Here is a 15,934-nt window from a genome sequence, read left to right as displayed (position 1 = left end):
CTATTTTCAGCTCCCTATAAATCAAAGGCTACGGGAAATATGGTAATAGCAATTCTCACATTATTGAGGGACTGGAAAAACAACAAAGACGTTCTCAAATGCATGTATAGATATTTATAACAAAGATTCAAAAAAGAATAGGTAATATAGCTATTGGAATAAGATTGTTTTTGTCTATCTCCTGAAAAGGAGGATGGACAAACCATACCAAAGAAACTTGCATTTCATTATCTATAGAAGTGTAATGTCATTAAAGTGAGATAGGATACAGGCTAATATTGAGAAATGTAAAGTTTGTAGAGTTTGAAACAAATTAAAGAAGTAACATAAGGGATTTACGCATATAGTAATGTCGACGGATAAAGTTAACGGAATATTCGTTTTAATAAGATAAAATAATAGTATTTTTATCTTATAATATTGTTACTACGATGAAATAAGGCTAATAATTAGTTAACTTAAAAATTAAATTCAGATAGGAAGAGGATAATGAAGACCAGAGATAATTATAAAATTATTGTGATTGGCGCTGGGACTGCAGGACTATCTTCTACTGCACATTTGTTACGAAATGTATCCCTATTGAAAGAAAGTATAGCTATTATCGATTCATCTAAAAAACATTACTTCCAACCACTATGGAGTTTAGTTGGGGGAGGAATTGTTTCAAAGGAATGTACGATGCGTGATCAAGAATCACTTATTCCAAAAGGAGCAACATGGATTCCAAAAAGTGTCGTTAAGTTGTTCCCAGATGAAAATAAGATACTTTTAGATGATGGAATGCTGCTTGAATATGAAATTCTTATTGTAGCAGCCGGTATACAAATAAATTGGGACGGTATTAAAGGCTTAAAGGAGTCTATTGGGACCAATGGGGTTTGTAGCAATTATTCTTATACATATGTTGATTCTACTTGGAGAGAAATCGAAAAATTCAAAGGAGGGAATGCGATTTTTACTCACCCCAATACTCCTATTAAATGTGGTGGTGCTCCACAAAAAATTATGTATTTAGCAGAAGAGTATTTTTGTAATAACGGTGTAAGAAACAGAAGTGAAGTAATGTTTTATTCTGCGAATGCTAACATATTTCAGGTACCGCGTTATGCTGAAACATTAGAACAAGTACTAGAAAGAAAGCAAATTATAACGAACTATAATAAAAACTTAGTAGAAATTATCGCTGAAAAGAGAGAAGCAATTTTTGAAGATACGCAAACACTGAAACGAGAAACAGTACCATATAGTATGATACATGTTGTTCCACCAATGGGGCCACCTAACTTTATTAAAGAAAGTGAGATAAGTGATCATCAGGGGTGGGTAGATATAAGTCCTTATACTTTGCAGCATGTAAAATATAAGAATATTTTTGGACTTGGAGATTGTACCAATTTACCTACATCTAAAACTGGAGCGGCAATTCGAAAACAAATACCTGTCTTAAAACAAAATATTTTGGACGTACTTAATGGAAGAGACTTGCAGGCTAATTATGATGGGTATACATCCTGTCCGATTGTTACAGGATATAAAAGTCTTATACTCGCTGAATTTAACTATGAACATGAGCCTCAAGAAACGTTTCCATTTAATCAAGCGAAAGAACGGTATAGTATGTTTTTACTTAAAAGGTATATGTTGCCCTATATGTATTGGAATTTAATGTTGAAAGGGATTCTATAAGGAAAGATAGAGAGTTGTTGTAACAACCGAGAAGTAATTTGAAATAAGCATTTGGAGGGAATAGCTATGCTTTTAAAATATTTTTATGATGAAAAATTAGCTCATGCTTCCTATTTAGTTGGTTGTCAGAAGGAAGGCGTAGCAATTGTTATTGATCCCAGCCGCTATATAGAACAATATATAGAATTTGCTAAGAAAGAGGGAATGGAAGTAATTGCTGCGGCTGAGACTCATATTCATGCAGATTTTCTATCTGGGTCTAGAGAACTTTCCCTTCTTTTTAATGCAAATTTATATGTATCAGATGAAGGAGATAGTGATTGGAAATATCAAAATCTTAACGAGGGTCGATACAATTTGGTTAGAGAGGGAACAGAGTTTAAGGTTGGTCATATAAAATTCAATGTCATTCATACCCCAGGGCATACGCCTGAAAGTATTTCCTTTTTAGTAACCGATACAAGTCAAAATAATTATATGAATGATAAACCGATAGGAATATTCACAGGTGATTTTATATTTGTAGGAGATATAGGTAGACCCGATTTATTAGAAATTGCTGTTGGTATTAAAGATACCGCAAAAATAGGAGCGAAACAATTATTTGATTCTATACAAAAAATAAAAATACTCCCTGATTATTTGCAAATATGGCCATCACATGGTGCAGGAAGTGCATGTGGAAAAGCATTAGGAGCAATTCCAACTTCCACATTAGGTTATGAAAAGATGTTTAATTGGGCGTTTCAATGTAATGATGAAGATAATTTTATATCGAATTTATTGACGGGACAGCCAGAGCCTCCAAAGTATTTTCCATTAATGAAGCATTTAAATAAGTATGGTCCACCAACTCGTAAGAAGAGAGAGATTACTGCTATTTATATAATAGAAGAACTTCAAGAAGTGATGAGGGGTGTTCAGCAAATAGTTGATATAAGGGATGTAGAGTGTTTTGCTGCTGGCCACATCGAGAAGTCAATTAACATACCTTATAACAATTCTTTCACAACTTGGTGTGGGGGGATATTAGATTATAAAAAAGAAACTTTAATAATTTTAGATGCGGAAAATGTTAAAGTGGAGGAAGTTATTAGAGACTTTGAGTCCATTGGCTTAGATAATATTATTGCTTTTGCACCTTCAAAGGTAATTCAAAGATTCCATAGTTTAGAGATTTATAAGGAAAAAACATCAAATGAATTATATCCGTTAATAAAAGATGGAAGTGTAAAGGTTATCGATGTGCGTAGTAAAAAAGAGTGGGATGAAGGACATCTTCATGATGCAATACATATCACTTTAGGTAATCTACTTGAACGGCTAGATGATGTACCGAAAAATTGTCCAATAGTTTTACAATGTCGAACGGGGTTACGTTCCGCTATAGCAGCTAGCATTTTACAAAAAGCTGATATAAAGAAAGTAGTTAATTTAAAGGGAGGATTTCTTACGTGGAAAAAAGAAGGGCTCCCCTATACAACATGTAATCAAGAAATTTGAAATATATCAAAAGAGTCAAATGGAAAGAAAATAGAATCATTTGAAATAATCTAAGGGGATAAATAATAAAATTCAATTACTATCAGTATGGGATATATAAACTAAAAATGATTTATTAAAGCCGCATTAAACGATAAAATTAAGCACAAATATGCTGATGTGTATCTATTCTATCAAAGTACATAAAACTAAAACTAAGATATTCGAACGAACTCAAAAAGCCGAAACCCCTTAACTTAGGAATTTCGGCTTTGATAATGGTATCTGGCATGTTTACTGCAATAGAGTTATAAGTTCTTAAATTCCTTAAATTAGAAACTTGTACTTGATTACCGTAGTTAAATTGTTGCCCTTTTAAAAGAACTGGTTAGAGAAAAAAGAAAAATCTATTGGTTAGCATTTAACCGAAAGATTTTTCTTTGAATTAGCGTCTTTTATATCATAATTATTGAGGAAGGGAAATTCGACTGAGAAATGCTGTCAAATAAAAGAATAGGCTAATCTAATTTCTAATGGTCCCTGTATCTTTTATTTTGACGTGTGTCTTTACATTTATTTTAGCCTCTGCTAACGCTTGCAACCAATTTCCTTTTACTTTTTTCCACTCGTTATATTGAAAAGCTCTAGCATATAACGATAATCCGATAGGATCAATTTTATTCTTTTGTAATTCATACAACATATTTTGTAATTTCTTATTAATTTCTTTTTGAACCTCATTTTCTAAATTATGTATATTTTTTTTATTATCATAATGCTCCTTAATTAAATGTACGTTAGTTTTTTCTATTACAGCTACATTAGCGTTTATATCGAAATTAAATACAAACTTTCCTTTTTGAAAATTAACATCTATTTTCCTAGTCGCATTCTGTATTAATATAGAAGTGTTTGGTTTTTGGCTGGATTTTTTAGGTGGAAGCACAAGGTGTAGTATCATCCGGCCTTTATTTTTGGGCTTATTTAAAAGATTGAAGAACTTAACATTTTTTTTAGGGATACGGCTTAAATATTTACCTTGTCGATCTAAAAGTGCAATTCCTACCGTGTCGATTTCATTCTTTGTTTTTTTTATAACTGGAACAGCTTGTGTCATTCCTTCTTCATTTTTTTCTCTCATTAATTGTTGAATCGTGGAAGAAACGGATTGATTATTTTGAATGGAGGATTCGATTACACTACTTATGTAAGATGGTAGTGATGGTTTATCGGGCTTATTAATTGTGAAAATTTCTTCTACAGGTCCATCAACAAGTACTACTTTAGCATTAATGGTAGCGTAAGGATCACGGTAAGAAGAATCAAGCTCCTGCATCCAATTTGCTTCTTGGGCCAATTTTTTCCCAATTAAAATGATTTCAGCTTTTGAGGCTGTCATATAGCCCGTTAACTTCGTATCTATTTTACTGAATCCATTATATACAGTGGATGCCCGCGCCCATTGCTCTATAGTACTTCTTTGCTGTTTATGATGAAAGAGTGGTATGCTTGTGCCCACTTTTATGTCTCCATTAGAAGTTCTATCTAAGGCGATTAACAGGATTAATGAAACCTGTTCAAGAGGGATTTTTTGACTACAACCGATTAAACATACACAACAAGTTACAATCCATATCCATTTTCGAATCAAAGTTGTTTCCTCCTAGTTAACCAAGTGAAAAGAATGCTGTATGCGAAAAAAAAGATTGGTAATAGAATAAAAAAAATGATATTTAAGATATCCATAAGAGAATATATAAACAAATATTGATCCACGTCGGGATTTAGAAAAATAAATAAGCCGACTATTAAAAACATAAAACTAACGAGCACCCAATTGCGAGCATTTTTTTGAAATAAAATGGTCACAGATTCAAAACTGAAAAATAAATACGGATATATTGTAGTAGAAAATACAATCAAATAGTAAGCGATATATATAATTTCTAATCGTTCTATGAATGAAAAACGAACCCCTTTTAACAAATGAAATACTGGCCAAATTACGTCTTTTATCCCCTCCGGACTAAAGTATATATAAGAAAGAATAGTCACATATAGATAGAAAAACATGGTTCCAGTATTCGCTATTAGTATTCCTTTTATGGCTTTTTGTTTTTTTTGTAAGAACGGATAAATAAAATATGCAATTTCTAAGCCAGCATAAGGGGTAATTGTTTCTTTTGTTGCCTTTACAATAGGGGATATGCCATCTTTAAAAATAGGTAGTAGGTGTAAAGGATTGTAGTTACTCTTTAATGAAAACAGAAGAAATAGTGGCATCCAAGCAGTGAAGAAGAAAACAAGCATAGAATAACTAGTAAGAGCCCTTATCCCACTCAATGATAAAATAATAAAAGGCAATAGTAATAATATGGCGATTTGATAAGCAGGAGTGGAAGGGAATATCCACACTTTTATAATGTCAGTTGCCTTTAATAAAGTATTAAAACCAGCAAAAAATAGATAAAAGGCATATAAAAGAAGAAAAATTGTTCCTAGCCATTTACCAAAGTATGTTTTTAAAATCTGTGAGAAATTTTTGCTAGGACTTTTTTGTAACATTAATACAATAAATACGCCAATTATAGAAGTAACCATCCATCCCAGAATGATAGAAATCCAGCCATCTGTGCCAGCGGTAGTAGCAAGTGGGCTTGGCATAATTAACATACCTGATGCAAGTTGCAGTGAATGGATGAAAACAATAAATTCAAATAAAGTTATGTTTTGAAATTTAAGATTCCCCATGCGAACCACCTTCTTTTTTCTTTTTTTGTTCCGGCTGTCCTGTACTCGAGCGGGTGGTGATCATGGAAATAGGAAATCTTACAAAAGAATCTTTTAACTCTTGGAGACGAAATGGTGCAATTGGCAATCCATATGGTGAACCATAGGAAGTTAATGAAACAAAATGAGCAAATAAGAGCATTAATCCACTAACAATACCTACAATCCCATAAAAATAGGCTAATAACATCATTGGAAAACGAATAAGCCGAATACAACTTGATAAATCATAATTAGAAACAATAAATGATGCAATGGCGGTAATAGATACGATAATAACCATAACGTTACTCACAAGACCAGCTTGAACAGCCGCCTGCCCAATTACAATCCCTCCAACAATTCCAATTGTTTGTCCAATTGGTTGTGGTAAGCGAATACCAGCTTCACGTAGCATTTCTAGTGTGATTTCCATTATAAAAGCTTCCAATAAAGGAGAGAAAGGGACTTTAACTCTTGACGTTGCAATAGAAGTGTATAGATCTAAAGGAATGATTTCAAAGTGAAAAGAGACTATAGCAATATAAATTGCGGGTAAAAAAATAGCTATAATAAATCCTGCAAATCGTAATAAGCGAAAAAATGATGCAATGAGCCAATGTATATTATAATCATCTGGAGTCTGAAAAAATCCAATTAAATTCATTGGGACAATCATCGCACCAGGAGATCTATCAATTAGCACTGCTACTTTTCCATCAAGTATATGATTAGAAATGGCATCTGGGCGTTCACTTAAATAAGCCTGTGGAAAAGGAGTCCAATTTTGATCCTTTGTAAAACTAGATAGTTCTCCAATGCTCAATACCGCATCCGTTTTAATTTTACAGATTCTAGTTTCTATTTCTTGGACCACATCTTCGTTTGCTACATCCCCTAAGTAAATTAAATAGACTAAAGAAGTGGCGCGTTCTCCAATTGTCATTTTTTTAATTTTCAATTCAGTAGAAGGAATATATCGACGAATTAAGCCTATGTTTTTTGTGGCATTCTCAATAAACCCATCATGTGAGCCTTTAATAGTAACTTCTGAAATGGGTTCTTGAATCGCTCTTTCTGCCCAGCCTTTTGTATTTATTAGAAGGGACCTCTTTTCTCCTTCCATAAACAGTACACATTGTCCCTCAAGTAATCCTTCTTTAATTTCATTCCACGTATATACTATTTTGGTATGAGTAGCAATAATATTAGAATTAAATATTTGACTGTCTTCATTCACTTCTTGTAATAATGGTGTAACAACATTTCCTTTTAATGCAACACCATCTGTAAGGCCTTCAAAATAATATAGTAAAATATTCGTGTTTGTTTTTAATTGCAAAGGATGTTCAATCAAATCTGCACTAATATCAAAGATGTTATCTAATGTATTTTTAAGTTCTTTTAAGTTACTTGTTTGGATTTTTTCAATGGTTTTATCTGTCTTTGTTTCTAGGGTCTTTTCATTTAAGGACAAAATTGACACCTCTTTAATATATAACGATTAGTTGTAGTTATTATTTTTATATGTTTGAATTTTATTCACTAATTTAAACGGATTGAGATCAAGAATAACTAAAATTGAAGTACTATATTATAAATTCAATAATTGAGAGTAAAAAAGTAGATGTAATTTGTGTAGAAATCTAAGTATCAAGATAGAAGTGAAATTTGAATGATTATAATAAAAAAGAACCCTTGATAGGTTCTTTTTAATAGTTGGTAAATATGTTGTCAACAATAGATGGCGATAAAGGTAGTAATTTAGATGTCTTTATGTTACTCAGCTGAATTTTGTAGGAAGAATTATTTTTTCATACCTCAATGCTCAATAAAAAAGGACATTTCATTTATTTGGGTGTTTTAGTGTATTTGAATTTTGCACGCTAACAAATTTTGTTTAGGGACAAAATGTGAAGTTTTATTCTGAAATAACAGAAAGTTAATGCGGCAAAATTCCTATTGGTAATTTGGATAGGTATCAAATATTTCTTTGGCCTTATTTTCTTGATATGACCGTACGTTTATATGTTTCTAAGGGAAAGAAATATTTTGTTTTTATTACCATCTATTGTTTGATTAAGATGGTAACACGAAAATGAAACGTTTACAACCAGAAAATAAAGAAAAAATATTAAAATGCGACTTTTTTCGACAAATATTCCTATGAACCGTTTTGTGTTTTGTAGGAATTAGAAATAACTAAATTAGTAATAATAGCTTAATATATTAAAGTGAAATTCAATGAATAAGAGTCCAAAGGCATGAATTTAAATGATAAAGTTATAATTTTCTTTTTTGAACTGTAAGTGTTTTACAAGTATAGTTAAACTTTAATCCAACTAGCATTTCTTCCTTTTGTCACTAGCTTAATATGGCCAAACAATTGCAAGGAATTTAAAGCCTTACTGATTGTACTCTCTGCTATGTCTGGATATGTGTTACGAATACACTCCTTAGTAAAGGGTTGTTTTTGTTTAAGGATAAAATCCTGAATTCTCTCCACTTTAGTATGCTTACATATAGAATCTAGAACTGTATTATGAAGATCTTTGTAGGCCTCTAATATAATAGTTAAAAACGTTTTTAACCAAAAGCTACTATTATGTTCCTCGCAGTACCAATTTACCGAAGATTTATAAATCGAATTGTAATATTCAGATTCATTTTTCTTAATGTATTTATCCAGACATACATATTTTACAAATGTATTTCCACTCTTAATTAATAGCAATTGCATTAACATAAGTGCCAATCTGCCGTTACCCTGATTAAAAGGGACTATGCAATAAAAATTAAATATAAAACGAGCTATTAATAAAAGTGAATGATGGCCCTTACTAGAATTTAATGAGTTATATTGATCACATAATTGTTCCATTACTTGTGGAATAAGCTCATGTGGAAGAATGCGGTAACTATTTAAGTGCATTCCGTTTTCAGGAATACCTGGAATAGTAAACGGTTTTTCGCGCCATTTGGCACTGTCAGAGGTAATGTAATGTATTAATTGAAAATGTAATTCCTGTATAGTCTCTGGATTGATTAATAAATCACAGGAATTCTTATGTACAAAAGTAAGTGTTTGATAAAAACAAAAGATAGCATCTTCCGAAATATTTTGAGGTACTATATCATCTAAAATAAGTTCTTTTAATCTTTTATTTGGGACTTTTATATCTTCATAGGTAGTAGTAAAGTTTTTTATGTAATGAAGTGGTATGGTTTTTTCTAAGCTAGTAAATATATCAGGATTTTGTTCCTGATAAGCAGCTAATTTTCCTTTTAATTCACTAATTTCACTGATTATATTTAATAGTCTCCTTTTTAATTCAATATTTTTATACCTGTCATCGAAAAAATTTCTCATTTTTATTCCCCCTGTAACCCCTTAACATGCTGTTACATAAATCTTTCCATTCTAAAGATAGTTTACAACATTATTTTGAAATAACAATATATTTATTTAGATTTTGAACTTATTTTAGAATCAAAATTGTTATTTAAATTTGATTAACGAGTTAGAACTTATGATTAATCATGTTTGAATAAAGAATGAATATACACAGATAGAAAATATAGTTTGACGTAAATTCCTTTTTATGAATTTACGAGATGAAAATATAATTTTAGAATTATTATTAGTGTAGTTTGCTGTATTATTGCTGGGAATTTACTAGAAAGTAACTAATTTTCACAAATAAAATAAAGAAATCTTAAAGAGGAATCAATAGGATCTAATTTGAATAGGCATAATCCTAACACTAAATGTGCAAATGTACAATAATTAAATGAAAAAAATATGAAAATATCGACTTTTTTCGACAAAATAAATTAAATAGAAAAACAATCTAATGTAAGAAAATTGTTGCTTTAGATGGTCTCTGCATTTCATAAATTAATATTGAAGGAATTATCAAATGATTTTTACGAGTAATAAAAGAGTAGATATATAAATTAAATTGTGACAATTATAAAGTTAGTATTCTCCATTTTCATTATTTAATTTAACAAATTTAATAATATTAAGGTGACTTTTCTATATTTAATATAAGTATTTGATGGGGTATGCTCATAAAAAGTGTCATTTTCTATATATCCATGTAGCATTTAGCGCTTGTATTGCGAAATATTTTGACATAAGTTAATTTAAATATTAGGTACAGAAACATTTTAAGGAAAAGAGTCAGTATAAAAGTACCCTGAAAAACGTTTCACCCTAAAAACGTTTTTCCTCAAGAGATTTTCAGGAGCACTAAAGTTTTTTAATTTGTTTCTGTGCCTTATTAGATAAAAATAATATAATAAGTTGTTTAGAAAAGGTGAAAAAATTTTCGAACTCATATCACTAACTCCGTATGGTCTAGTTAAAGTAGGAATTTAAAGAAAAGGGCTAGCTCTAGTTATAATTAGTGCAGTTAATAGGGGGGGCTACTCAAACTTTTTTGTTAGATTTAGTAAGAATAATTATAAACAAGTTAATTCAGTATAAAAAATGTAATGTTACACAATTGACGAAGCTTTTAAAAATTCCGCAATTCACTGTTTCCCAACATTTATCGAAAATGAGGGGTAAGGTGCTAAAGGCTGAAAAAAAGGGTTTAGAGATGTACTATTATATTACTAATCTAAAGGCGAGTCAGATTGTTGGAATTTTAGGTTTGTAAATAAACAAAACTTCACATATTTCATTATAAGTAAAACGCAGAATAATCCCCCACAAATACGTGGGGGATTTCTTTTATGAAAATAATATCAGTCTTTTTGAGGAGTGACACGATGGTCACCATGAACACTATAAGAAGGGCAAGAATGTCACCATGTTCTAATGTGCTAATAAAAGAAAAATTTTGAAAGTGCTAAAACGCTTCATATTTCTCAATATAATTTATGTCGCAAAAATCTTTTAATTTCATCAAAAGCTAAGTGACGATGACCAGCCTGACAATGTTGTTCACCACCAGTTTTCTTAGTGAAAACTACAGAAGTGATGGAGGCTGCATTACATAGCTCCGATTCGATTTGCGGTAATCGGCTAATTGGAACGTACTGATCGTCTTCACCAGCCAGGAGCAATACTTCTTGATTTATGAACTGACCGATTCCTGCCATCGTATGTTTTTCAAAGTTTTTAAGTAAGTTAAATGGCGTTTTTTCACCTGTATTTTCCATACCTTTTTTAACTTTCCAGTTCAGGTCGATGCTGGTAGCCATCATTTGTTTAAACATGGTATTAATTTTGTCAGCTTCATTAGTAGCCAGAAGCGTGGTCAATTTATTCCAGATATTATCCGGCATGCGCATCTTGAGTGCATCAAGGCCACTATAAAAAATATTAAAGGCGATGACTTTGTCGATTCGTTTTTCAAAAGCGGCGGCACGCATTGCCAAGTAGCCGCCCCAAGAAGCTCCGAGAATACTAACACGGTCAAGTTTGAAATAGTCAATGACTGTGGAAACGGGCTTCTCCCAGTTGTGGATGAATTTTAAGCCGTTTTTCAGTGCTGTTCCTTGTCCAGGTCCATCAAAAACTATAATATTATAATTGATTCCTATGAGGTAGTTCATCATCTTCATCATTTCCTCCATGTAGGAATCGTAGCCTCCAAAGAAAAGTAGTGTATTACATGCGCCTGGTGTCATGAATTTGATTGCAGGAAGATAGGAATCTTCATAAGGAATTTGATAGGTTTCATACTCAAAGTCATGAAAGCCCTTATAAAAAGTTTCACGGTATTTTTGGTACACTTTTTCTTTTTTTGGATCGGATGATTCCATATAAAACTCGGCAGCCTGATAATAAACCGAAGCTATATCGAAGTCTTTCTGATGCTCCCGCATTGCTGCATATTCTATCCAAGTGTTATACCAGCTGTCCGTGTCTGTAAGTCTTGGGATGATGGCTTGCAAATCCTGATTTGCCCGCTCATCGTCTTGATAGAAATCGTTGAAAAAACGGTTAATTTGCAAATTGAACTGTTCGTTGTTTACATACTGTTTAAACATAAAATCCCTCCTTATATTTGACTACAAGGCAAGGATAAGAGAAGTATATTAAAGAAACAACAAGCAGGAAAGGGTAAGAAGTACGAAATCGAACCATAAGGATATAAATGGTTTGATAAGCAACTTTGGGAAGGAGATTGATTATTAATGGGAGAGGATGTTCGCGTTTATAAAACGAAGAAAAATATTTCTAATACACTTATTACCCTCTTGAACGAAAAAGAGTTTGGGCGAATTACAACTAAAGATATTTGCATACATGCTATGGTGAGTAAGTCCACATTTTACAGCCATTTTGCAGATAAATATGATCTTTTGGAAAAATTAGTGCAAAATTATGTCTGCTGGTTCAAGGAAGAAATTGAATTTCGTTTCGCATTAATAGAGAATGGAAATGTGGCTCAAGCTATTAATATGATAACCGATAAGATCTCAGCGCGAAAAAAAGAGGTTGCAACTTTACTCCATGTACGTGTTCCCTCAGCGGATTTACGTTTAGAATTAGAATCCATTTTATATAATGCCTGCTATTCCTATTTGAAAGAGCAGCAGGTTGAAGTAAGTGTGCCGATTGACTTTGTAGCTCAGTTGTATACAGCAAACGCAATGGTGTCAATCAATTGGTCGCTGAGCAACGATAAAAATCCAGATGTGGTTGAACTAATCGATAATATGCAGGGATATGTTTTTGATCTGATTTTGTCAGGTGGCGAGAGAATGTAATAAATCATGAAACCTGCTTAATAATGTAGTTATCGTGTGGGGTGTGGGTGTAAAAAATTAAGTAATCGATATTTGGATTTTTTGTGAATCTTTATTGGTTTTTTATAAACTCTTTACTACATAATGTTACAAAATAGAATTAATTTGCTTAATTTAGCCCCATATCAGGTTAATAAATAAACTAAATGTGTTTATGTTATTGAACTATTAATATATTAGTAGGTGATTTGTTCGTTTATCCCTATATTGCTATTATATTAGCATAAACAATATATTGGGGGGACAAGTATGAATTTGAAATTAACATTTAAGTTAGAAAGATTAAGAAAAAGTAAAAAAGGAATTGGTGCTTGTGTTTTAGCTGCAGGGGTGACGGCAATTACAATGATTCCTCAAAGTGCATATGCACATGGGTTTGTTGAAAAGCCGAGTAGTCGTGCTGCTTTATGTAGTCAGAATTATGGAGCATTAAATTTAAATTGTGGAAATGTAATGTACGAACCTCAAAGTCTAGAAGCACCTAAAGGATTCCCAGATGGTGGACCGATTGATGGGAAAATCGCTTCGGCAGGAGAACTGTTTGGAGGGATTCTTGACCAACAAACATCAAATCGCTGGTTCAAAAACACAATAAAGGGGGGAGTAAATACATTTACATGGAAATACACAGCGGCACATTCTACAAGTAAATGGCATTATTACATTACCAAAAAGGGATGGGATCCTAATAAACCATTAACACGTGCTGAATTAGAACCAATTGGAACTGTGAAACATGACGGTTCGGCAGCATCAAATAATTTAACACATACAATTAATGTACCAACTGATCGCAATGGTTATCATGTTATTTTAGCTGTATGGGATGTAGCAGATACGTCAAATGCGTTTTATAATGTAATTGATGTAAATTTAGTAAATAATGAAGCTCCCGATACAGTAGCTCCAAGTCAACCAACTGGATTAAATGCGTCTAAGGTTTCTGCCAATAGTGTTGAACTAACATGGAAGGCCTCAAATGATAATATAGGCGTAAAAGAATATCAAGTGTTACGTAATGGAGAAGTAATTGGTACGGTACTAGGTACAACTTTTATTGATAAAAAACTAAAAGCAAATACGGAATATACCTATACAATAAAGGCATTAGACGCTGCTGGAAACATATCAAAAGAAAGTGAAAAAATAAAGGTTAAGACAACAAATGAAACTCCAGATAAAGAGGCTCCGACTCAACCAAAAGGATTACATAGTATGGGTACAACAGCGACAACTGTTGATTTGATGTGGAGTGCGTCTGAAGATAATGTAGGTGTTGATCATTATGTTGTATATAGAGAAAGCACTGGGGTTATGAATAAAATTGGGACAGCGGATAATACATCCTTTATGGATAAAGATTTAAAAACTAATACATCGTATAAATATGTAGTGACGGCGGTTGATTTAGCTGGAAATGAGTCTAGTAGAAGTGATGTTTTAACTGTAGCAACAAAACTAGAGGACTCTACTTATGAAAAATGGGATGCAAGAAAAGCATACAATAAAGGTGATAAGGTAGTACATGAGGGAAAAGTGTATGAAGCGATTCAAAGTTATCAAGGGAACGGCGATCCAAATTGGATTTTTGCACTATCGCTTTGGAAGCCAGTTTTAAATAAATGATCAGTGGAAAAGGGTAGTTATCACTTATTCTATGTGCAATACCGGAACAGGGGGGCAATTTTTACTCTTCATCCCAATATATACGAAATGAAATTATTAAAGAACCCCAATGGTATTCCATCAAAAAGGAATTCCATTGGGATTCTTTATTTTTTAATTTGTAATAGCGTATATTTTCACTGTAAATTTGTTAGTGGCACCAAGTGGGCTTGCAATATAATATTTAGTATTCGTATAAGCTTCAGTCCTAGATCCATGTGAAATATTTTTCCAACGAGTAGAATCTGTACCTAGGGAAACGTCAATCATTACATTGAAAGAGATAGAAGAAGGATGATCTTTTTCTGAAGGCTCAATAATCCATTTTAATTCCTTAGTACCTACAGGTAAACTATCAATTTTAAAGTTTTGACTGGATCGATTTTGTTGTCCGGATAAAGGGCTAGATTCGGATGAAATTTGCGAAATTAATATTTCTTTTTCATTCGAATGTATACCATTTAATTTAATGATACTATCAATTAAACCTGGACCAGGAAAATCAGCTGCGATAATACCAGAATGTTTAATTCCACCTTGTTGCAAGAGTTCGGTCCCCAGTGTATTCATTCCACCATAAAATACTTGACCATTTATATCACGAGGGAAATCTTCCCACGCATTAGTTGTAGCTTTTTGAATCATCTTGAGGTTACTATCAGTATTTCTGCTCTCTTTACCACTTGCAACAAACCAAGGATAAACATTATTTAATAATGCAGCAGCACCACCTGTGCCACTAAAATGGTTAAGATAGATTTTATCATTGTTAAAATTATTATTTGCATTTTGAAGGTGGGTTCTCACCGCATTCCATTTTTCATACATTCCGTCTGGTCCGTTTTCAATTTCAAATGTATCTTGTATATTTAAGCTATCGTAATTAATACCATATTGCTGAGAGGCTGTAAAGTTTTGTAAGATTACAATTTTCCCTCGGATGTCTCCTAGAGTAGGGTTATTTTTTTTTGAAGTTGGTACAGAACTCGGATCCCAAAAATAGGAAGAATTAAGGTCTTTGTATTTATTAAGTATTTCCTCGAATGATAGTGAGCCACTTTCAGGAGTAGTTTCTTCTTTTAAGCGCATTAAAATTGTTTCTGTAGGATGATCTTTTAAAAATTGAATTGCCTCTTTTAATACATCTTCAAACATTGCTTTTTGATTTACAATCCCATGGTACATTGCAAAAGAATCTTTTACACGTTTAACACGCATATCTACATATCGAATTCCGGAATTTAATTGTTGTGGTAGACTCATAGTTTGATTTCTTGTCAAATTTTCATCAAGAAAACTTGCTCCATGTAAAGCCATTGTACCGTGAGTCCCTGGAATAGATGTTTCACTCAATTTTGTTGAATCTGCTACTTTCGACATCCATGCTGGGTTTTGATAGCCTATATTGGATTCATAGGAATAACCTGGATGACTATCAGCAAAAATAGTAGATGGTGTACTTAAACTTGCTAGTGTGAAACAAGTAAGGATACTAATTTTAAAAAAATTCCTCATTTTTATTTTGTTCATTTTATCTCTCCTGACTTTTAAACAATAGATA

At 32.3% G+C, this 15,934-nt stretch carries 11 protein-coding genes; 5 read left to right on the top strand and 6 right to left on the bottom strand.

What is annotated here, in order from left to right:
* The first annotated feature begins 489 nt into the window (after positions 1 to 489).
* Both B5P42_RS20015 and B5P42_RS20010 read left to right on the top strand, forming a co-directional pair.
* Positions 490 to 1,689: an NAD(P)/FAD-dependent oxidoreductase gene (locus tag B5P42_RS20015; protein WP_016101977.1), complete on the top strand. Its 1,200-nt coding sequence runs from the start codon at positions 490 to 492 to the stop codon at positions 1,687 to 1,689.
* Between the two features lie 66 nt (positions 1,690 to 1,755).
* On the top strand, positions 1,756 to 3,192 hold the full coding sequence (locus B5P42_RS20010; protein WP_016101976.1) for an MBL fold metallo-hydrolase: 1,437 nt from the start codon (positions 1,756 to 1,758) through the stop codon (positions 3,190 to 3,192).
* A gap of 502 nt (positions 3,193 to 3,694) precedes the next feature.
* Here the strand turns inward: B5P42_RS20010 and B5P42_RS20005 are convergent.
* The 4 genes from B5P42_RS20005 to B5P42_RS19990 form a co-directional block, all read right to left on the bottom strand.
* Positions 3,695 to 4,822: a Ger(x)C family spore germination protein gene (locus tag B5P42_RS20005; RefSeq protein ID WP_088034818.1), complete on the bottom strand. Its 1,128-nt coding sequence runs from the start codon at positions 4,820 to 4,822 to the stop codon at positions 3,695 to 3,697.
* Positions 4,819 to 5,922, bottom strand: a complete 1,104-nt coding sequence (locus tag B5P42_RS20000) for a GerAB/ArcD/ProY family transporter (RefSeq protein ID WP_002136423.1) — start codon at positions 5,920 to 5,922, stop codon at positions 4,819 to 4,821. The genes B5P42_RS20005 and B5P42_RS20000 overlap by 4 nt, the downstream gene beginning before the upstream one ends.
* Entirely contained in the window at positions 5,909 to 7,417 is a 1,509-nt protein-coding gene (locus tag B5P42_RS19995; RefSeq protein ID WP_088034819.1) for a spore germination protein, read from the bottom strand. The genes B5P42_RS20000 and B5P42_RS19995 overlap by 14 nt, the downstream gene beginning before the upstream one ends.
* 849 nt (positions 7,418 to 8,266) lie before the next feature.
* Positions 8,267 to 9,310, bottom strand: coding sequence for a Fic family protein (locus tag B5P42_RS19990; RefSeq protein WP_016091364.1), 1,044 nt, complete (start codon positions 9,308 to 9,310; stop codon positions 8,267 to 8,269).
* A 1,075-nt stretch (positions 9,311 to 10,385) separates the two neighbouring features.
* On the opposite strand from B5P42_RS19990, the gene B5P42_RS19985 reads away from it, so the two are divergent.
* Entirely contained in the window at positions 10,386 to 10,607 is a 222-nt protein-coding gene (locus B5P42_RS19985; protein ID WP_088034820.1) for a helix-turn-helix domain-containing protein, read from the top strand.
* Positions 10,608 to 10,818: 211 nt separating this feature from the next.
* On the opposite strand, the gene B5P42_RS19980 is transcribed toward B5P42_RS19985, so the two are convergent.
* A complete protein-coding gene (locus B5P42_RS19980; protein ID WP_113735024.1) occupies positions 10,819 to 11,946 on the bottom strand; it encodes an alpha/beta fold hydrolase in 1,128 nt (375 codons plus the stop codon).
* A 147-nt stretch (positions 11,947 to 12,093) separates the two neighbouring features.
* Here B5P42_RS19980 and B5P42_RS19975 point away from each other — a divergent pair, with 147 nt between their 5' ends.
* Complete coding sequence (locus B5P42_RS19975; RefSeq protein ID WP_002085457.1) at positions 12,094 to 12,669, top strand: TetR/AcrR family transcriptional regulator; 576 nt, start codon at positions 12,094 to 12,096, stop codon at positions 12,667 to 12,669.
* Positions 12,670 to 12,957: 288 nt separating this feature from the next.
* Positions 12,958 to 14,334, top strand: a complete 1,377-nt coding sequence (locus B5P42_RS19970) for a lytic polysaccharide monooxygenase (RefSeq protein WP_088034822.1) — start codon at positions 12,958 to 12,960, stop codon at positions 14,332 to 14,334.
* Positions 14,335 to 14,487: 153 nt separating this feature from the next.
* Here B5P42_RS19970 and B5P42_RS19965 read toward each other — a convergent pair whose 3' ends face one another.
* Entirely contained in the window at positions 14,488 to 15,903 is a 1,416-nt protein-coding gene (locus tag B5P42_RS19965; RefSeq protein ID WP_113735023.1) for a phosphatidylinositol-specific phospholipase C, read from the bottom strand.
* Positions 15,904 to 15,934: the final 31 nt, after the last annotated feature.

Source organism: Bacillus sp. SRB_331 (assembly GCF_003264175.1).
GTDB lineage: Bacteria > Bacillota > Bacilli > Bacillales > Bacillaceae_G > Bacillus_A > Bacillus_A mycoides.
This window is presented reverse-complemented; position numbering and strand designations above follow the sequence as displayed.